The sequence below is a fragment of the Deinococcus aquatilis DSM 23025 genome (assembly GCF_000378445.1).
GTDB classification, from domain to species: Bacteria; Deinococcota; Deinococci; order Deinococcales; family Deinococcaceae; genus Deinococcus; species Deinococcus aquatilis.
Genome location: NZ_KB899696.1, coordinates 204,681 through 221,920, shown reverse-complemented (window position 1 = coordinate 221,920; position 17,240 = coordinate 204,681). Strand labels below are relative to the sequence as shown.

The following is a 17,240-nucleotide window of genomic DNA, read 5'->3' as shown; positions in this document are numbered from 1 at the left end:
GAAACGGCGGTGGACATGAGAGGTTGGGTAGCAGCAGGGCTTCTGGCCGTGGGGTTGGGGGTTGGAGTCGCGGCGGCACATTACGCGGCGGCCCTGCCCGACAGCGTGATTGCCAAGCCCTCAAGGCAGTTCGGGTTGCCCTTCGCGGGTGCGCCGGGGCCAAATTCCTGGCTGCTGGGGCAGGGCTACGGCAACACCACGGGCGCGTATCGGCAGCGGCGCAGTACCTACGGCAACCTTCAGGGCGTGCATGCGGGGCTGGATTTCAGCGCACCCTGCGGAACCCCCGTGCGGGCCATCGGAGACGGCGTGGTGGCTGAAGTGGACGGCACTCACGGCAGCCCGCCGCACAACGTGGTGATCGATCATGCCGGGAATCTCAGCAGTCTGTACGGGCATCTGCGGGTGCGTTCGTCTCTGCGGGTCGGCGTGCGCGTGACCAAGGGTCAGGTAGTCGGCGAGAGCGGAGATTCTCAGGGCACCTGTGTCAGTGCGCCGCATCTTCACCTCGAACTGCGTGACCGCTCTCACCAACGGTTTTTCAATCCGCTTCCCTACATCGCCGCCGACTGGGATTCTCTGGCGCTGGCGGGCAGCTTTGGCCGGGGCTACGAATACGACCTCAGCGCCCCGCGCAAATGGCAGACCCCCGAATCTCAGCCGGAGGTGCGCCGGGGTGGCCGCCTCCTGAACGAGTTTGCCCAGCCGTGGCCGCCCTCGCCGGGGGGTGCGAGATGACTGGAGGTGATAGGAAACGGGCCGCTGCTTTGTTGCTGCTGTCGGCCTCTGCTCTGGCCGCCTCCCTGCCTTCCAAAGCCGTCCTCTCGGGCACCTGTTGCCCCGGCGCAGTCTGGGCACCCGATTCGCGGTCGCTGCTGTTTCTGGATGGCCCGCCTGTTCGGGGCGCGACCGGAATCTATTCCGTTCCGTCAGAGGGCGGGGCGGTCACTCGGCGCTTTTCTTCGGTGGCCTTCTTCTCGCCCAAACTGCGCTGGGCGGTGCGGCCCGGTACAGGCGAGAACACCACTCTGGAGCGCCTCAGCGATGGGCGCAAATTTACGCTGCCCACACGCGGCTCGGACGTGACCTGGACAGCAACCGAAACCCGCCTGGCCTACACCCGCAGCGACACCAGCGGCAACTTTGACCGCCGCGCCAGCCGGGTCTACGTGGCCGATGTCTTTGGTGCGCCCAAGCAGGTGTCTACCCTCTACGGCGGGGGCATCAGCGGCTGGATCGGAGACAGCACCCTGCTGCTGAACGGCAAGCTGAACGCCGCAGGCCGTGACCGCGACCTGTTCACGCTCGATACCCGCACCGGGGCACGCCGCACCCTGAAATCGGCTCTGGGATTCCGGGGTGTCAACCTCAGCACCGACGGTTCACAGGTGGTCTATACCGTCACGTTCGACAGCGCCGCCCGCAACGGCTTGTGGGTTCAGAACACGTCTGGGGGCGCGGCCAAGCGGCTCGATTCCTTCGGTTCCTACCGTTGGCGCGACGCTTCCCGGTTGCTGGTCATCCCCCTTATTCCAGACGGCAGCCCGCATCTGCTGCGCGAATACAACGCCCGTACGGGGGCTTGGCGCACCCTGGGCGATTTGGGCGATCAGGTGCGGCAAGGCGACTGGAATGTCAGCCCAGACGGAAAACGCATCAGCTACCTGAGTGCGAGAGATGGGAATGTTCGGGTGGTGAATCTGCCGGAGTGAGCTTTGGCTTTTGGTTTGTTGGCGGTGGGGATTTTTTGGCTTCTCCCACGTTGGATTCCCCCACCCCCCAGCCCCCGCCCCCAGAGGGGTCAGGGGAGTGGTCGCTCCGCTGAGGAGGAGTGATCTTGTCGTGTTTCGGTTCGGCTTTCTCGTTCATCTGAAGCGGAATTGCCCATTCATTCTGAGTTGGAATTGGCCCGCCCACTGCGTGGACGACGGCCTCACACGGATATGGGCGGGGACGGTGTGGGGTGGCGGTGTCGGGCTGTGTGTTCATCCCCTTGAGGGGGGGGCATTGCAGAGCAATGGGGGGGTTCGCCCTTCCCACTGACCACTCACCGCTTTTATGTCAAAAATAACCTGTATGCCGCGTTCTGGGTCGCGTCTTCTGCCGGGTAGCCCAGTCCGTCCAGAAAGGTGGCGAAGGCGTTCATTTCGGCGTCTGGCACCTGAATTCCGGCCAAGACCCGGCCATGTGCGCTGCCGTGGTTGCGGTAATGGAACAGGCTGATATTCCAGCCCGCGTGCAGGTGGGTCAGGAATTCCAGCAGTGCGCCGGGGCGTTCGGGGAAGGTGAAGGAATACACGCGCTCGTCGGTGGCTTCGGGGGCACGGCCTCCCACCATGTGGCGCACATGCACCTTTGCCAGTTCGTCTTCGGTCAAGTCGGTGACGGCGTAACCCAGATCGGTGAGTTGGCGCACCAGTGCGGGCCGCTGCCCAGCCTGCGCCAGTTGCACGCCCACAAAAATCTGGGCCTCGCTGCGGGGTGCGTAGCGGTAATTGAATTCGGTGATGGCCCGCCCGCCGATGACCTCGATAAATTGGCGGAATGCGCCGGGACGTTCGGGAATGGTCACGGCCAGGATTGCCTCGCGCTGCTCGCCTATTTCGGCACGCTCGGCCACATGGCGCAGGCGGTCAAAATTCACGTTTGCCCCGCAGGTCAGGGCCACCAGCGTTTCATCCTGCAGTTCGTGTTCGGCGGCGTATTTTTTGAGGCCAGCCACAGCCAAAGCCCCGGCGGGTTCCATCACGGCGCGGGTGTCGTCAAAGACGTCCTTGATGGCGGCGCACACTTCATCGGTGTTCACGCGCACCCAGTCATCTACATATCGCCGCGTGAGGTCGAAGGTGTACGCGCCCACCTGCTTGACCGCCACGCCGTCCACAAAGATCCCCACCGTGTCCAGCCGTACGCGCTCGCCCGCCTGAAGGCTCTGGTACATGGCGTCGGAATCGTCGGGTTCCACGCCCACGATGCGGATATCGGGCCGCAATGCCTTCAGCACGCCGGATACGCCCGCGATCAATCCGCCGCCGCCCACCGGAACGAACACCGTAAAGCCGTGTGGGGCGTCCAGTTGCCGCAGCAGTTCCAGCGCCACCGTGCCCTGTCCGGCCAGCACGAGAGGGTCATCGTAGGGATGCACAAACGTCAGGCCCGAGCCCTGCTGAAGGCCGTAAGCGTGGGCCTCCGCGTCGCTGAAACTGTCGCCATGAAGCACGACTTCTGCCCCTCGCTGCCTGCACGCCTGCACCTTGATGTCGGGCGTGGTGGCGGGCATCACGATCACGGCGCGGATGCCGAGGGCCTGCGCCGCAAATGCCACCCCCTGCGCGTGGTTGCCCGCCGAAGCGCAAATGACGCCGCGTGCCGCTTCTGCCGCCGTCAGTTGGCTCATCTTGTTGTACGCGCCGCGAATCTTGAATGAAAAGATAGGCTGCTGATCTTCCCGTTTCAGCAAAACCCGGTTGCCCGTGCGCCTGCTGAGGCCCGGAGCCTCGCTGAGCGCCGTTTCGATGGCCGCGCCGTACACCTTGCTGGTCAGCGCCAGCCGCAGCACATCCATCGCGTCGAGGGTTCCGGGTCTGAATTCGTTGGCCTGCATCATGTCTGTGTCTCCTTAAGATTCAAAAAAACCCCCCACCAGATCGGCGGGGGGTGGGCATTACGGCGCGTCAGAGCCGGAAGCGTCGCTCCCCGAATCTCTGAATAATTCGCCCGTACTTCATAGCTTCAGCATAGGCGGGGATGGGGGCGAGAGCAGGGGGAAGGGTAGACAAGAGGCGTGGCAAAGCGGATAGATTTATTAACAGCAACTGAAGACTCCTCCACGTCACCAACGAAATAACAAATCCAAGGGTATGATCAATCGCTGCATTCAGGTGCAAAATAGGGGGACTGAGTATGACTGGAACTGGGAACCTCGAAACCATTCAGGCCCTATACGAAGCCTTTGGCCGTGGCGATATTCCTGCGGTCTTGGCAACCCTTGACCCACAGGTAGAGTGGACAGAGGCGGAAGGCGGGCCTTACGGGGGAACGTTTCATGGCCCGGATGCCGTTCTGCAACACGTCTTTATGAAGCTCGGGACAGAGTGGGAAGGGTTTACCGCCACTCCCCGTGAATTGGTGTCCAGCGGCGATACGGTGGTCATGCTTGGTGAGTACACCGGGACTTATAGGGCCACGGGCAAGAGCCTTCGCAGCCCCGTGGCCCACGCCTAGACTCTGCGGGCGGGCAAGGTCATCCGTTTTGTGCAGTACACGGATACTGTGCTGTTCCGGCGGGCAATGGAAGAGTGATACGGAGTCCGTAGACAAGCCTCAAAAGCTCGGACTGACGGGCAACGCTTCATCTTTCCCCACTGACCACTACCCACTACCCACTCACTGTTTTGCCACCCTCGCTGCCAGCCGCCAGCCACTCAGCAACGCTGCCTCCACCCTCGGGCCATGTGGGTCGGGGGTCAGCCAATCGCCGCACCAGCCGAGGTTCAGTTCTTCGTCCCAGTGGCAGGGGGCAGGCACGCGGGCCGTGGGCGTGGCGTAGCGCCAGCGGTGGGCAAAAGCGTGCAGGTGGGGCAGGGGTTGGCCCAGCACTTCGGCGGCGGCGTCCAGCAATTCGGGCAGCACCTCATCTGGGCGGCGCTCCAGGTTGGCGCGTGACCAGTCGGCCCCGGCGTGCAGCATCAGCGCGGGCGGGTGGCTGGGGGCACGTTTGGTGTGTTCGCGGGCGATCCAGTCCAGCACGGGATGGCCGGAGAGTTTCAGGGCGGGCCAATGATGCCCCACCAAATCCTGTTCCAGAACCACGCCCGCCGCCCAGCACGGATCGAAACGTACGTGGGCCACCGCTTCGGCATCATCGCCTATCTCGTGGTCTTCCAGCAGGGCGGCCACCTGCGGTGCAGGCAGATTCAGGATCAGGCGCTGGGTGTCCCAGTGGGCACCGTCGCGGGTATGCACGCGCCAGCCGTGGCCCCGGCGTTCCAGACTGGTCACTTCTGTGCCTGTCTGCACGTCCAGCCCGCGTGCCAGGGCGCGGCCCATCGCACTGAAGCCTTCTGCGGGGGCGTAGCGGGGGTGGCCGTCCGGGGTGCTGTGAATCTCGCCGCCCTGCCACTCGCTCACTGTGCGTGTCCATTCGTTCAGCCAGCCCTCGCGCAGACCAGCATCCACCAGCGTCTTGGTGCGGTCATGGCGGGCCGTAAAAAAGCGTGCGCCGTGGTCCAGCCGCGCTTCCCGGCCATCTTCCAGAGCAATGCGCCGGGTCGCGGCCCGCCCAGAAATGCCCCTGGATTTGTCCAGCACCTTCACGCGCAGGCCCGCGCCCATCGCGTCCCGCGCACAGGCCAGCCCCGCGAGGCCCGCCCCGACGATCAGCAAATCAGGAGGTGAACCGGTTTTCGGCAGCGTCAAAGCAGCGCCCGGTGATCGGCCAGCATGCAGCGGTCTTGAATCACGTCTATGCCGTGCGCGGCCAGTTCCCGTGCAGTGGCATCGTCACGGATGCCCAGTTGCAGCCAGACCACCTTGGGCAGAGGCTTCATTGCCAGAATGTCGGCCAGATGGTCATGCACCCTGTCGCTGCGCCGGAAGACCTCCACCACATCTACAGGCGTGGCAATCTCGGCCAGCGTGGACACGGCCTTGTGCCCAAAAAAGCTCTCGCTCCGTGCGGCCAGCGATGGATTCACGGGAATCACGGTGTAGCCCTGGCGGTACATATATTCGGGCACGTAATGGGCAGGCTTGATGCTGTCGCGGTGAAAGCCGATCACGGCAATGGTTTTGTATTCGGTCAGCACGCGGATCACGTCGGAGGTGGAAGTCAGTAGGGTCATTGTTCTCCTCGCGCCCCCGGATGGAGGGCGGCGTAAGCCTGTGCAGCGGCTTCCAGGGTGGCGTTCAGGTGCGCGTCGGTGTGGGCGGCACTGACAAAAATGCTCTCGAACTGCGAGGGTGCCCAGTAAATCCCGCGTGCCAACATGCCCTGAAACCACCCGGCAAAGGCGGCGGTATCGCTGCGGGCGGCGTCGGTATAGGTGCGGATGCTGCCATGTGGCGCGTCGATATGAAAGGCCGTGAGCATGGAGCCGATCTGGTTCACGCTGATGGGCACGCCTGCGGCCTGTGCGGCGGCCTTCAGCCCTTCGGCCAGTTGCGCCGTGTAGCGGTTCAGGCGCTCGTACACGCTGGGATCGGCTTCCAGTGCGCCCAGCATCGCCAGCCCTGCGGCCATTGCCAGCGGATTGCCGCTCAGCGTGCCCGCCTGATACACCGGCCCCTGCGGAGACACGAAATTCATGATCTCTGCCCGCCCGCCGTACGCGCCCACGGGCAGCCCGCCGCCAATGATTTTGCCCCAGCAGATCAGGTCGGGCCGCAGCCCCAGCAGTCCAGTAGCCCCGCGCAGGCTCAGGCGGAATCCGGTCATGACCTCATCGGCAATCAGTAGCACGCCCGCCGCCTGTACGCGGTGCAGGGCATCCAGAAATTCGGGGGTTGGAATCAGTACCCCGGCATTGCCCACCACCGGCTCAAAAATGACTGCCGCGATCTCGTGGCCGCGTGCTGTGATCAGCGCGTCCAATGCGGCGGGGTCGTTGTATTCGCTGACCAGAGTGAGGGCCGCGTATTCTTCCGGCACGCCCGCACTGCTGGGCGCGGCCTGGCCCAGACCCTGGCGGTTCAGTTGGCCGCCATCGGCCACGGCATCCGTCATCAGGCCGCTGCCCGCTTCGACCAACAGTCCGTCGGCGTGTCCGTGGTAGTTGCCCCGGAACTTCAGAATATATTTGCGCCCCGTATAGCCGCGTGCTAGACGCAGAGCACTCATGGTGGCCTCGGTGCCACTGTTCACGAAACGCACGCGGTCTACGCCCGTGATGCGGGTCACGGCCTCGCCCAGCAAGACCTCACGCTCGCCGGGAGCGCCGAAGCTGGTGCCGCCCGCCAGCGCCTCTATCACGGCCTCGCGCACGGCGGGCAGGTTGTGGCCCAGGATCATCGGACCCCAGGAGCCAATATGGTCGATGTAATCGTTGCCGTCTGCATCAGTCAGAACCGCGCCGTCGGCCCGTGCGATAAAACGCGGGGTGCCTCCCACACTGCGAAAGGCCCGCACCGGACTGTTCACGCCGCCCGGAGTGACCGCCTGCGCCCGTGCAAACAGGGCTTCCGACTGCGTTGTCAATTGTGCCGTGCGGAGTGAAGGAGTGGAAAGAATCTCAGGATTCGCCGTCATGTGGCCCACCTTACCGAACCCTGATGAGGAGTGCGGCGAGCAGGCAGACAGTCTGAAGGGGAAGTAATGGGCTGTGGAAGCTCACTCCTGCGCCATGCTTCCCCAAAGACAGGAAGTACCGTGTTCTGGCAGATGGAGCGCCAACGAATCTGGACGGATGAAGAAGGTCTCCGGTCCGTCCAGCCCATTGTTCAACTGAGTGTGATTTACCTGATTACAGCCCCAAGAGCCCCACTGCTGCTGTCGTCAGGAGTTCGGCCTTGAAGGGATCGACCAACGCCTGTGCCTGTGGGTTCGCGGCCTGCACGGTGGTGTTCAGGTCAGGCAGGCGGCCCTGCTGTAAGGCGGCGGCGGCCTGTGCAAAGTCTATGCTGGGCACGCCCAGAGCGCGGTTTACATCGTTCCGCACCGCCGCGTAGCGTTCGGCGCTCATGCCTTCGCGGGCCAGCGCAGCATTCTGGGCGGTGCGGGCCGCGCCTACGCTGCCGCCCACCTCACGCAGGATGTTCACCACCTGTAAAATGTTGGGGGTTCCTCCGTTCTGCACCTGTGTCCACACGGTCTGTAGGCCCGTAAAGCTGCTGCCCAGTGCGCCCCGCACGTCGCGCCGGATTCGCACGAACTTCTGCACGTCGGCTCTGGTGAGCGGCGCGGCGGTATTGACCGTGGTGGCCGTGCCAGATGAAGGCGGCGGCGTGACGCTGGTGCCCGGTTGATTCTGGCTCTGGGTCTGTGCCGGAGTGCCCTGCCAACTGGCCAAAAAACTGCGGGCAGGTTGAATCACCAGAAACCACGCTGCCGCGCCCAGCAGCACCAATACCAACAGCGTGCCGCCGCCGCAGCCCAGGCAGCCGAATCCTACGCCTCTTCGTCTCATGCCTTTCAAGTACGGGCGGAACATGAAGAAGGTTCCCGGCTGCCTTGCCCGGCCTGCTTACGCTAGACTTGGCAGGTCTTTACAACCTGGATGTGCGGATTTTACTGCACTCTTGCGGAGGTTCTCTATGATCCGTTCTGTCTTCCTGACTGCCCGCTCCGGCACCGCTCTCCTTCTTGCGGCCCTGACCCTGTCTGCCTGCACTCAGCCTGTGGTGCCTGTGGCCGAAACCCGCGCCCAGGACGAACGCACCTTTACCGCCGTTGTACCCACGCTCACCGCAACTGCGGGAACCGAGCTGTATCAGGGCAAATACGCCGGAATTCGGGGCGAGGCCAGCTACGCCATCGAGGTTCCCGCCAACTGGAACGGGCAACTCGTGATGTACGCGCACGGCTACGCGGGCACGGGCGCAGAACTGCGGGTGCAGGCTCCGTCGCTGCGGCCCTTCTTGTTGTCTCAGGGCTATGCGTGGGCGGCCAGCAGTTACAGCGCCAACTATTACGATGTGCAGGCCGGAGTAGAGGACACCAACGCCCTTGCCAACGCCTTTGTGAGCCTGACGGCGGGCAAATACGCCGCCCCCACCAAGACGCTGATCATGGGCGTCAGCATGGGCGGGCATGTGGCCGGAGCCGCCGTAGAAAAGGAAACTCTGGCTACCGCCAAGAACAAGACCACCTACGCCGCATCATTGCCCCTGTGCGGCGTCATGGACGAAGAATACGAATTCCAGTGGTTGGGTGATTACACGTTGGCGGCGGCGCAACTGGCAGGCTTCGGCCCCCGCACTTTCCCGCAGAACGATTACCAGACCCTGCTGCCCGATATCAAGGCAGCCCTCTTCAGCAGCAGCGACGGCGCACAGTGGCAGGAAAACAGCGTACAGGGCGCGAAGCTCCGTGAGATTGCCCGTAACCTGACCGGTGGAGACCGGCCCGTGTTCGAGTTGGGCTTCCGCAGCGCCACCTGGCAGACGGCGGTCCTGTCTACGGGCGGCGCAGATGGCACGGTCACGGGAATCCTGCCCCGCAATCTCTACGACAACTCGGGCGTGTCCTACCGCTGGACGGCGGATGCGACCCCCACCGCTGCCGAGGCCGCCTTCAACGCCAACATCCTGCGCGTGAAGGCCGACACCGACCCCAATCCGGCCCGCCCCGGCGCGGTGCGCTGGCTGCCGCGTATCAACGGAGAATTCAGCGTACCCGTGCTGACCATGCACACCCTCGGAGACTTCTACGTGCCGTTTGCCCATCAGCAGAAGTACCGTGTTGCGGCCATCGCTGCCGGAAACGGTGACCGACTGGTGCAGCGGGCCATCCGCGCCGCTGGGCACTGTGAATTCAATGCCGCCGAACTCGTGGAAGCCTTTACCGATCTGGTGGTCTGGGAAAAAACGGGCGTGAAACCTGCGGGCGACGATATAGCGACCCCGAACGTGGTGGCTGACCCCAACTACGGTTGTAAGTACACCCGCGCCACCCGTGCGGGTGTGGCCGCCTGCGTGGTGAACTGAGCCGTAAGCCGCAACTGTAGTCACTGAAAACGGTCCCGCCAGTTCATCCGGCGGGGCCAACTGTTGTGCCGTTCTCAGGTCACAACTTTGCCATTTCTGCCCCGTCAACCAACACCGTCACCATTCCCCAGCCGTCTTCCAGAGTGGCTGTCACAGCTTCTCCGGTGGTTTCGTTGCTCACCGTCCACCCGCTGCCCAGTGGTACGGCGGCACGGTGAAGGGGCCAGCGCACCCCGCTGAGGCTCAGGCCGCGCAACTCCGAGAAAGCCAGTACGCTCAGGGTCAACTGCGGGGGCAGGTTCAGTGCCAGCGGAGAGGCGGGCAGCAGCGGCCAGCCCCATTCGTCGCCGCTGGTGAGGATCACGGGCCAGCCTTCCCGCGCCCGCCGGATGCCGCCCAGCATCAGGGCCGCCGTGTGGTCAAAGCGCCCGCCGAACGCGCCGATGAACACCAGGACGGTTGCGCCGCGTTTCAGGGCCACCCGCACCGCCAGTTCTGCGTCGGTTTCGTCTTTAGCCGCCGGGTGAACCTCGCGTGGGGCGTCCAGATGTACTCCCGCCGAACTGTCGAAATCACCCACCCATACATCTACCCGCACGCCCAGCGCCGCCGCGTGCCGTGCGCCTCCATCGGCAGCCACTACCAGCGTGGGCTGGGGCAGGGCGGCCAACATCGGCGTCAGCGTCAGGCGGCCCCCGACCAGAATCCAGGCGATCATGGCTGCACTGTAGAGGAGAACAGACGACAGAGCCGCCGAGATTGAATTGCTCAGCGGCTTTGTGCCCCATTGTGTTTAGGATTTATGGAGTGGGCAGACCCAAACTTTGCTGAATGTCGGCCAACATCAGTTCTACATTCTTGCTCACCATCTCGAATTGCGGAAAGCCTGCACGAATAGGATTGAAGGCGGTCATATAAAATACTCGCACGCCACCGCGAGAGTTGAGTTCAGACGGCCCCATAACGAGAAGTTGCGTAAATTTCTCTGTGCCGTTGGGCAGCGTGTACGTAACGCCCACCAGTTGCCCCATTCCACCATTTTCACTGCTGGACACCTTGAAGCTCACTTTGGCAGCGTTTTGCAGGGTGGTGTTGGTCGCGGCGGCGTTCAGTTCCTTGATCTTCACAGGGTTGTAGGGATCGGCGGTAAACAGCGCGTTCATGTCGGCAAAGGCCAGCGATTTCAGTGCGCCTTCCAGCATCTTGATCGGTACGGCGGCCTGCTCGGCAGTCACTGCGCCGGGTGTGGCAGGTGCAGAGGCAAAGGCCATCGGTGCGGCGTTGGCAGGTACGGCATTCCGGGGGGCAGGCAGCGCCGTGCCGGGAGCGTATTTTAGAAACGGTTGAATGCGCTTGGAAGCAGTGATGGCCTGACTCAACTTGACGGCGCAATCGGCAGCAGCTTTGCCGTAACCGCTGTTGGTGCCCATTGTGATTCCGCCGATTGCGAAGCCTGTACTTGCAGAGTCGCCCTCACACTGCTCTGTGAAAACAAGCTCTCCGGTGACTGGATCGGAAACCTGTAGCGCAGCTTTGACCTTGGTTTTCTTCTGGGCAACAAAGAGGAATCCGCCGCTGCTGGTTTCCTCAATGTTGGTCACGCCGCCAGAAACGCTGAGGTTGGCGACCTCTTCCCGCTTCAGCACCCGAAAATAGCCGCTGTTCTGCAAAGCCTGCGTCAGTGCGGCTTCAAATTCTGCTCCGGCATTATTGCCGCAGCTTCCGGCCTGACAGGCCATGGGCGCGAGGTACAGCACAGCCTGAGGCCCAGTGTAGGCCACTGGAACTGGAGTCGGGGCCGTTTGCGCTGCTGCCATGACCGAGCAGGCCAACGACCAAGAGAGCATTCTAAAGAGCATGGGTCGTGTCTGTGCCAACAGTGGCTGTGTCATAGATTCTCCCTGAAGTCATTCGGCAGCGGCCCGAAAAGTAAGGAAAGCCACCAAAGATTTCAGGGGAAGTGTAACAGTGAACGCCCTGTCATTTAGGCGAAATTGTGGCACTGTGGCGCGTCAAAAGATGCATTGTCTAGATAAAATCAGGGTGGTCAGATGGGGGTGCTTACGGATTCCCGGTCATCTGGCAAGCGCTGAAGCTGTTCCTCATCCACCCGCACCCGCAACCGACCCTCCACCATTTGCAGGCTTTCGCGGGCGCTGAGGCCCAGCGTCAGGGGGCCGCGTGGGTGCGCCACCGTCACGGTTTCGCCGGAATCTTCCTGCTGCCGCGCCGTGATGGGGTAGCTTTCGCCCTCGCCCAGCGTCAGGGCCTGTTCGGGCACCAGCAGGCACGCGCCGCCCGGTTGCGGCCAGAGGTTGGCATGCCCCAAAAATGCCGCCACCCACGCCGTCGCCGGATGCCCGAACACCTCCCGCGCCGCGCCCTGCTGTACGACCCGGCCCGCCCGCATCACGGCCACGCGGCCCGCCAGGGCCAAGGCTTCGCGCTGATCGTGCGTAACCAGCAGCACGCCCGCGCCCACCCGCGCAAACAGCGCACGTAATTCGCCCCGCAGCTCGGCCCGCAGGCGCTCATCCAGATTGCTGAGCGGTTCATCCAGCAGCAACAGGGGAGAAGAGGTCGCCAGCGCCCGTGCCAGCGCCACCCGCTGCGCCTGCCCGCCACTGAGTTCGGTCACGCGGCGGCTCCCAAATTCGGCCAGATTGACAAGTGTCAGGGCTTCCCGCGCCTGTGACCGGGCAGCGGGCCGGGGCAGGCCGCGCACGCGGGGGCCGTAAGCCACGTTGTCCAGCACGCTGAGATGCGGAAACAGGGCGTAATCCTGAAACACCAGCCCGATGTGCCGCGCCTCGGGGGGCAGGGCCGTCACGTCTCGCCCGCCGACCTGCACCGTGCCGGAATCAGGCACCTCCAGACCCGCGATCATCCGTAAAACCGTGCTTTTGCCGCAGCCGCTCGGCCCCAGCAGCGCCACCGTTTCGCCCGCCTCCACCCGCAGAGATACTTCCTGAGCAGCCTGTATTCCCTGTGGGCCGCTATAGCGTTTGCTGAGGTTTTGGGCGTCCAGTGCGGCGTGAATGGTTGCTGGGTGAATGGTCACTGGGTCAGCCTCAGCAGTTGCGCGTCTATCCACCCGGCCAGCGGGCGCAACCAGCTTTCGGTCTGTTCGGCCAGACGTGGATCGGCCTGATCGATCAGGAGGGCGTACCCGACGGTCCGGCCATCTTTCAAGGTCGCCGCGCCTGTCATGGTCAGCATTCGCCAGCCGCTGCCCGCCTTCACGCCCCAGAACGTAGGCAGAAAGGTCGGATTTTTGGGCTTGCAGCAACTCTTTTTGTCGGCCAGCCAGCCCCGGAACAGGGCGCGGGTCGCGGGCTTCAGGGCCGCTCCGGGCATGATCTGCGCCTGCAAACGGGCAAAGGCGCGGGCGGTGGAGGTGTTCTGTACGCCCAATTCCATATCAGGGGTGTAGGTCGGCCCCTTGAAATACACGTCCAGCGCGGCTTCCACGGCTGGCCCGGTCAGTTTTTGCGCCCCGGTCACGGCCAGCCGGGCCAGTTGCAGCCGGGTGCCGAAGGGCAGGGCGGCGTAGGTGGAGGCATTGGCCGCCGGGTTGGGCAGGACTTCCGGCAGCAGGCCCGATTGCAGCGCCCAGATGGCTTTGGTGGTGTGCAGCACGCTGGTGCACGGGCTGCGGTCATGCACTTCCTGCGCCACACGAGTCACCCCAGCGGTCAACTGGAGGATGTCGTTGGCGGTGTTGTCGCTGAGGATCAGGGCACGCCCAGCCAGCGTGGAAACGCTGTTTTTACCCGCCGGATAAGCTTCGATAGAACGGCGGCCCGGTGTGGTTTCCAGCAGGGTCTTCAGCCCCAATTTTCCGGCGTCTATGTCGCGTAGTACGGCTTCGACCACCAGCGGTTTGAAGGTGCTTGCCAGAGGATGTAAAGAGTCCACGTCTCCAAGCGTCATTTCCCGCAGAGGTTGTCCGTCTGGGCCGAATACAGTGGCCGAAAATGCCACCCGGCCCACCACCCCCGCCGGAAGCGGCGAAATGGGTGCAAGTTGCACGGGCGCGACTTCGGCCCCGGCTTCTATGCAGGTCGTCGGCGGCAATTCGGGCGATTCGGGCCACTGGATGGCCGCCTGTGCAGGGGAAACAGTCAAGGCGCAGGCCAGCAGCAGGGGAAAAAGGGGGCGCACGCCGCTCATTGTGCCTTGCAGGGGCCGGAGGTGGTCAGGAGGATGTAAACAGGTAGAGATTCGGAGAAATGGCGCAGCGGTTGGCCTTTCAGCGTCTCTCACGTCACCTCCCCCTCTCCGCCGTCCAGCAGCGTGAAGGCCAGCACCGCCAGCACCAGCAGCAGCGTGGCGAGGGCGCAGGCTTCGGTGAGGTTGCGCTCTCCGGGGCGGCCCAGACGGTCATACAGGCCCGTACTGAGGGTGGCCCACTCCGGGCGGGTCAGGACCAACGTGGCCCCGAATTCTCCCAGTACGGTGGCAAGGGCCAACGCCGCGCCGCCGCGCAGGGCCGGAAGGGTCAGGGGTAGCGTGACCGTGCGCCACACCGTCCAACTGCCTGCGCCGAGGGTTCGGGCCGCCTCCAGAGTGCGGGGAGGCAGGGCACGCAGCGCCGGAAGCAGGCTGCGCGTGACCAGCGGCATGCCCAGCAGGGTATACGCGCCGATCAGCATGGGCAGGGTGGCCGACAGCGCTGGATAGGCCAGCAGGTAGCCCACCGCCAGACTGACCGGAGACACCATCAGCGGCAACAGCGACAGGCCGTCCAGCACGCGGGAAGCTGGCCCCCGCGCCCGCCAGGCGGCCAGAGCGTGCAGGCCGCCCAGCAGTACCGCCCCGATCAGGGCCAGCACGCCGAAGCGCAGGGTATTGCCCACCAATGCCCACGTCTCGGCGCTGCCCAGCACAGTTTGCCATGCGCCTAGGCTGGGGCCGCCAGAGGTCAGCACGCTGCGGGCCACCACCGCCAGCAGGGGCGCGAAGCAGATCAGCGATACGCCGCCCATGAGCGCCCAGAGGATGACCCGGATGTGACGGGGCGCAGGCGGCAGCCCACGTCCAGCCCCCACGCCCGCGCCGCCGCGTGTGAGGGCTGTATAGGCCCACGTCGCCGCGCCCGTCAGCAGCAGTTGGCCCACGATCAGGGCCGAGGCTTCGGGCAGGCGCAGTTGGTAGGCGGTCAGGGTATAGATTTCGACTTCCAGCGTGCTGTAGCGCTCGCCCCCCAGCGTCAGCGGCAGGCCGAAGCTGAGGGCCGAATACAGGAATACCAGAATAAATCCGGCGGTCAGTCCGGGCAGGGCCAGCGGCAGCGCCACCGTCCACGCCGCCTTCCAGCCCGGTGCCCCCAACGAACGCGCCGCACCGATCAGGTTGGGCGGCACCCGCGCAAATCCGGCGTGGGCCAGCCGAATCATCACCGGGAGATTAAAAAACAGGTTGCCCAGCAGCAGCAGGCCGGGGCCGTCACTCAGGTCCAGCCCCAGCAGGCGCGTGATCCAGCCCTGCGGCCCCAGCAGTGCGGTCAGGCCCAGTACAGCCACCAAAGTCGGCGTCACAAACGGCAGCAGCAAAAAGCGCAGGAACGCCGCCCGCCCCGGCACCTCCCAGCGAGAAAGCAGGTAGGCCAGCGGGCCGCCCACCGCCAGTGCCGCCGCCGCCGTGCCCAGCGCCTGCCCCAGCGTCCAGCCGAGGCGTCCCACAAAGTACGGGTCGCGCCAGATGCTCAGGTTCACCCCGCCTTCGGCCAGCGTACGCCCCAGCGGAAGCGCCAGCAGCAGGGCCATAAAGCTGAGCGGCAGCAGGGCCAGCAGGAATGTCCTGTGCCGCGCCACTTAGCGCCGCAATACGTTCGTCACCCAGCCGTCGATCAGGCGTTGCGGGTTGGCTAGCAGGACGGGTTTAACCGCTGTGGGCGCGGGTTGTTGGGCAAACTTGAACACCGGGTTCAGCGCCGTTCCGGCCACCGCCGGGTAAATCCACATCCGGGTGGGGATATCGGCCTGCACGCCCCCCGACAGCATGAAATCCACGAATTTACGGGCCAGTGCGGGCTGCCTGGCTCCCTTCAGCACGCCTACCCCTTCCAGTTGCAAAAAGGTGCTGCCCGGTAAAAACAGGTTTCCGGTGGGCGACTGCTCGGGCAACTTGGCCGGATTGAACCCCTCGGCGTAAAACACTTCCGCGGCAGGGCTGCTGGCGTAGCTCAGCACAATCGGGAATTTGCCACCGTTGCGGCTAAATTCCTTATAGTACGCATCCGACCAACCCCGCGTGACCTTCATGCCCCCTGCGCGGGCCGTGCGCCACCAGTTCCACGCGCCCGCCTCGCCGTAGTGGTTCACACTTGCCAGCAGGAAGGCCAGACCGGGGCTGGAAGTCGCCGGAGACGGCACCACCGTCAATTTGGCATAGGCCGGAGTCTTCAGGTCATCCAGCGTTTTGGGCAGGGCCAGCCCGGTTTTCTGGAACCAGGCCCGGTCATAGTTCAGGGCCACGAAGCCGGAATCCACCGTGTTCAGCAGGGTCGTTCCATTCGCTTCGTCCATGCGGTAGGCGTCGGGCACGGCTTTCAGCGCGGGCGAGCGGTAGGCGTCCAGCACCCCGGCGGCGCGGGCACGCGGCAACAGGCTGTTGTCCAGCCCGTACACCACGTCGGCCAGCGGCGCACGGCGGGTCAGGATCAGGCGGTTCAGCAGTTCGCCCGCATCGCCGCCCTTCACAAAGCGCACGCGGGTGGCGTTGGCTTTCTCGAAGGCCGCCACCAGTGCCTTATCCACCTCGAAGCTATCGTGAGAAATCACGGTGAGGGTCGTCTGGGCCGAAGCCGCGCTGCCCAAGAGCAGTCCTGCGATGATCAGTGCTTGCATAGTTTGCATAAAAAAGCCCCTTCGCGTCAGGAAGGGGGGCGTTTTCCTGCTGGTGCAGGGTACACGGAAACTGGGCCACATGGGGCTGGAAACTTTTCCGCGCATCACGCTCCCTCCGCCGGAATGACCCGGATCAGGTTCCTGGGGTATGTCTCAGCCCTCCAATGAAGGGCACCCCCGGTGACGACAGGGGAGAGCATAGCGCAGAAGTTGGTGTGGGGTTTGGGGACTTTCCTATCCTTCATCATGGCCCCATGACCCTTCCTGCTCCCTTCAATCTCGTGGTTTGGCTGATCTTGCAGGACACTCAGGGCCGGGTGCTGCTGGGGCGGCGCGATGGCACAGGCTACGGCGCGGGGTTGTGGGGGCTGCCGGGTGGCCGGGTCGAACGCGGTGAAGCGTTGGCCGATGCCGCCGCCCGCGAAGTCTGGGAAGAGGTGGGCCTGAGGGTAGACGCGCAAACGCTGGCCTTTCTCGGGGTCAGCCGCTACGACCTGGGCGGCGTGCGGGGCACCGATTTTCTGTTTCTGGGGCGGGAATGGAGCGGAGAACCGGTGCCGCTGGAACAGACCTCGGAGGTGAGCTGGTTTGCCCCAACCGAGCTGCCCGCCGACAGTTTGCCCTGGCTGGCGGGCGTGCTGGCGGCCCACCTGTTGGGGGATGAAGTGCTGACCGAGCAATTAGACAGCCTGGACGGTGTGCAGAGCCTGTCCCGCAGGAGGTAACGATTCTCGCTTGATCGTTTTA

16 protein-coding genes and 1 riboswitch are annotated in these 17,240 nt (G+C 64.4%); of the genes, 5 read left to right on the top strand and 11 right to left on the bottom strand.

Annotation, left to right across the window (positions count from 1 at the left end; all coding sequences use genetic code 11):
- Positions 1 to 15: 15 nt before the first annotated feature.
- Both F561_RS0102315 and F561_RS0102310 read left to right on the top strand, forming a co-directional pair.
- Positions 16 to 738, top strand: coding sequence for a M23 family metallopeptidase (locus F561_RS0102315; RefSeq protein WP_051096796.1), 723 nt, complete (start codon positions 16 to 18; stop codon positions 736 to 738).
- Positions 735 to 1,712, top strand: a complete 978-nt coding sequence (locus F561_RS0102310) for a hypothetical protein (protein ID WP_051096806.1) — start codon at positions 735 to 737, stop codon at positions 1,710 to 1,712. The genes F561_RS0102315 and F561_RS0102310 overlap by 4 nt, the downstream gene beginning before the upstream one ends.
- Before the next feature lie 344 nt (positions 1,713 to 2,056).
- Here the strand turns inward: F561_RS0102310 and ilvA are convergent, their stop codons facing one another.
- Complete coding sequence (ilvA, locus tag F561_RS0102305; protein WP_019008325.1) at positions 2,057 to 3,607, bottom strand: threonine ammonia-lyase, biosynthetic; 1,551 nt, start codon at positions 3,605 to 3,607, stop codon at positions 2,057 to 2,059.
- Between the two features lie 296 nt (positions 3,608 to 3,903).
- Between ilvA and F561_RS24555 the strand changes: the two genes are divergently transcribed.
- Positions 3,904 to 4,224, top strand: coding sequence for a nuclear transport factor 2 family protein (locus tag F561_RS24555; RefSeq protein ID WP_019008324.1), 321 nt, complete (start codon positions 3,904 to 3,906; stop codon positions 4,222 to 4,224).
- Between the two features lie 162 nt (positions 4,225 to 4,386).
- On the opposite strand, the gene F561_RS0102295 is transcribed toward F561_RS24555, so the two are convergent.
- The 4 genes from F561_RS0102295 to F561_RS0102280 all read right to left on the bottom strand — a co-directional run bounded on the left by F561_RS0102295 (position 4,387) and on the right by F561_RS0102280 (position 8,123).
- The gene (locus F561_RS0102295; protein WP_019008323.1) at positions 4,387 to 5,418 is read right to left on the bottom strand and encodes an NAD(P)/FAD-dependent oxidoreductase; all 1,032 of its coding nucleotides are present in this window, start codon (positions 5,416 to 5,418) and stop codon (positions 4,387 to 4,389) included.
- The gene (locus tag F561_RS0102290) at positions 5,415 to 5,843 is read right to left on the bottom strand and encodes a CoA-binding protein (RefSeq protein WP_019008322.1); all 429 of its coding nucleotides are present in this window, start codon (positions 5,841 to 5,843) and stop codon (positions 5,415 to 5,417) included. Before F561_RS0102290 ends, F561_RS0102295 begins: the two co-directional genes overlap by 4 nt.
- Complete coding sequence (hemL, locus tag F561_RS0102285; RefSeq protein WP_019008321.1) at positions 5,840 to 7,246, bottom strand: glutamate-1-semialdehyde 2,1-aminomutase; 1,407 nt, start codon at positions 7,244 to 7,246, stop codon at positions 5,840 to 5,842. Before hemL ends, F561_RS0102290 begins: the two co-directional genes overlap by 4 nt.
- Before the next feature lie 214 nt (positions 7,247 to 7,460).
- Entirely contained in the window at positions 7,461 to 8,123 is a 663-nt protein-coding gene (locus F561_RS0102280; RefSeq protein ID WP_026298540.1) for a hypothetical protein, read from the bottom strand.
- A gap of 127 nt (positions 8,124 to 8,250) precedes the next feature.
- Between F561_RS0102280 and F561_RS0102275 the strand changes: the two genes are divergently transcribed.
- Positions 8,251 to 9,642: an alpha/beta hydrolase gene (locus tag F561_RS0102275; protein ID WP_019008319.1), complete on the top strand. Its 1,392-nt coding sequence runs from the start codon at positions 8,251 to 8,253 to the stop codon at positions 9,640 to 9,642.
- 79 nt (positions 9,643 to 9,721) lie between these two features.
- Here F561_RS0102275 and F561_RS0102270 read toward each other — a convergent pair whose 3' ends face one another.
- The 6 genes from F561_RS0102270 to F561_RS0102245 form a co-directional block, all read right to left on the bottom strand.
- Positions 9,722 to 10,360: a thiamine diphosphokinase gene (locus tag F561_RS0102270; RefSeq protein ID WP_019008318.1), complete on the bottom strand. Its 639-nt coding sequence runs from the start codon at positions 10,358 to 10,360 to the stop codon at positions 9,722 to 9,724.
- Between the two features lie 82 nt (positions 10,361 to 10,442).
- Entirely contained in the window at positions 10,443 to 11,489 is a 1,047-nt protein-coding gene (locus F561_RS0102265) for a hypothetical protein (protein ID WP_157451479.1), read from the bottom strand.
- Positions 11,490 to 11,689: 200 nt separating this feature from the next.
- The gene (locus tag F561_RS0102260) at positions 11,690 to 12,703 is read right to left on the bottom strand and encodes an ABC transporter ATP-binding protein (RefSeq protein ID WP_019008316.1); all 1,014 of its coding nucleotides are present in this window, start codon (positions 12,701 to 12,703) and stop codon (positions 11,690 to 11,692) included.
- Positions 12,700 to 13,815, bottom strand: a complete 1,116-nt coding sequence (locus F561_RS0102255; RefSeq protein WP_019008315.1) for a serine hydrolase — start codon at positions 13,813 to 13,815, stop codon at positions 12,700 to 12,702. The genes F561_RS0102260 and F561_RS0102255 overlap by 4 nt, the downstream gene beginning before the upstream one ends.
- Positions 13,816 to 13,904: 89 nt before the next feature.
- Positions 13,905 to 15,410, bottom strand: coding sequence for an ABC transporter permease (locus F561_RS0102250; protein WP_051096804.1), 1,506 nt, complete (start codon positions 15,408 to 15,410; stop codon positions 13,905 to 13,907).
- Positions 15,411 to 15,458: 48 nt separating this feature from the next.
- The gene (locus F561_RS0102245) at positions 15,459 to 16,493 is read right to left on the bottom strand and encodes a thiamine ABC transporter substrate-binding protein (RefSeq protein WP_019008313.1); all 1,035 of its coding nucleotides are present in this window, start codon (positions 16,491 to 16,493) and stop codon (positions 15,459 to 15,461) included.
- A 92-nt stretch (positions 16,494 to 16,585) separates the two neighbouring features.
- A riboswitch (TPP riboswitch) is annotated at positions 16,586 to 16,682 on the bottom strand.
- Positions 16,683 to 16,747: 65 nt separating this feature from the next.
- Between F561_RS0102245 and F561_RS0102235 the strand changes: the two genes are divergently transcribed.
- Positions 16,748 to 17,218 (top strand): NUDIX domain-containing protein, encoded by a 471-nt coding sequence (locus tag F561_RS0102235; RefSeq protein WP_019008311.1) that lies wholly within the window; start codon positions 16,748 to 16,750, stop codon positions 17,216 to 17,218.
- Positions 17,219 to 17,240: the final 22 nt, after the last annotated feature.

Bases quoted from the DNA above. Each gene is read 5' to 3' on its own strand.
- F561_RS0102310 (WP_051096806.1), top strand. From the start codon at position 735: ATGACTGGAGGTGATAGGAAACGGGCCGCTGCTTTGTTGCTGCTGTCG.
- F561_RS0102290 (WP_019008322.1), bottom strand. From the start codon at position 5,843: ATGACCCTACTGACTTCCACCTCCGACGTGATCCGCGTGCTGACCGAA.
- F561_RS0102245 (WP_019008313.1), bottom strand. From the start codon at position 16,493: ATGCAAGCACTGATCATCGCAGGACTGCTCTTGGGCAGCGCGGCTTCG.
- hemL (WP_019008321.1), bottom strand. From the start codon at position 7,246: ATGACGGCGAATCCTGAGATTCTTTCCACTCCTTCACTCCGCACGGCA.
- F561_RS0102280 (WP_026298540.1), bottom strand. From the start codon at position 8,123: ATGAGACGAAGAGGCGTAGGATTCGGCTGCCTGGGCTGCGGCGGCGGC.
- F561_RS0102265 (WP_157451479.1), bottom strand. From the start codon at position 11,489: ATGCTCTCTTGGTCGTTGGCCTGCTCGGTCATGGCAGCAGCGCAAACG.
- F561_RS0102250 (WP_051096804.1), bottom strand. From the start codon at position 15,410: ATGGCCCTGCTGCTGGCGCTTCCGCTGGGGCGTACGCTGGCCGAAGGC.
- F561_RS0102315 (WP_051096796.1), top strand. From the start codon at position 16: ATGAGAGGTTGGGTAGCAGCAGGGCTTCTGGCCGTGGGGTTGGGGGTT.
- F561_RS0102255 (WP_019008315.1), bottom strand. From the start codon at position 13,815: ATGAGCGGCGTGCGCCCCCTTTTTCCCCTGCTGCTGGCCTGCGCCTTG.
- F561_RS0102270 (WP_019008318.1), bottom strand. From the start codon at position 10,360: ATGATCGCCTGGATTCTGGTCGGGGGCCGCCTGACGCTGACGCCGATG.
- ilvA (WP_019008325.1), bottom strand. From the start codon at position 3,607: ATGATGCAGGCCAACGAATTCAGACCCGGAACCCTCGACGCGATGGAT.
- F561_RS0102235 (WP_019008311.1), top strand. From the start codon at position 16,748: ATGACCCTTCCTGCTCCCTTCAATCTCGTGGTTTGGCTGATCTTGCAG.
- F561_RS0102275 (WP_019008319.1), top strand. From the start codon at position 8,251: ATGATCCGTTCTGTCTTCCTGACTGCCCGCTCCGGCACCGCTCTCCTT.
- F561_RS24555 (WP_019008324.1), top strand. From the start codon at position 3,904: ATGACTGGAACTGGGAACCTCGAAACCATTCAGGCCCTATACGAAGCC.